Source organism: Pseudomonas sp. MD195_PC81_125 (genome assembly GCF_014060985.1).
Lineage (GTDB): Bacteria > Pseudomonadota > Gammaproteobacteria > Pseudomonadales > Pseudomonadaceae > Aquipseudomonas > Aquipseudomonas parakoreensis.
The window spans coordinates 1-622 of sequence record NZ_JABULD010000761.1; the positions used below are offsets into that span (position 1 = coordinate 1).

General features: G+C 59.2%; 1 pseudogene. It reads left to right on the plus strand.

The features are described 5' to 3' along the window. A pseudogene (locus tag HT737_RS28915) lies at nucleotides 1–622 on the plus strand (aldo/keto reductase); the annotation flags it as partial.

Genomic DNA, 622 nt, shown 5'->3' on the forward strand with positions numbered 1-622 from the left:
ATCGGCATATCGACACGGCAGCGGCCTACAACAACGAAGACGCAATCGGACAAGCATTGGCGAACACGCCGACACCCCGCGAGCAGATTCATGTCACCACCAAGGTCTGGTGGGACCAGTTGCAACCCGACGCCATGCGCCACTCGATGGAACGAAGCCTCAAGGCTTTGCGCAGCGAGTATGTCGACCTGTTCATGATCCACTGGCCGAGCACTGACTGGGACTTGCCGCGCACGCTTGAAACCCTCGCATCCTTCAAGGAGCAAGGTCTGGCTCGCCACATCGGCGTGGCGAATTTTCCGCTGCCGCTGCTGCGTAAAGTCGTCGAGGAATACGCCATCCCTCTGTCAGCGATCCAGGTCGAGTACCACGTCTTGCTCGGACAAAACGCCTTGCTCGACTATGCCCGCCAACACGATCTAGGACTGACGGGCCTACACGCCATTGGCGCGCAACAAGGTCTCGGACATCGCGCAGATTCAGCAGATCGCGAAAAACACCGTGTGCTGCCGACTCAGATCGCATTGAAATGGCTGCTCGATCAGCCCAACGTCGCGGCGATTCCCAAGGCCAGCAGCCGGGCCAATCAACTGGCGAACCTGGCTTCGCTGCAGGTTGAACT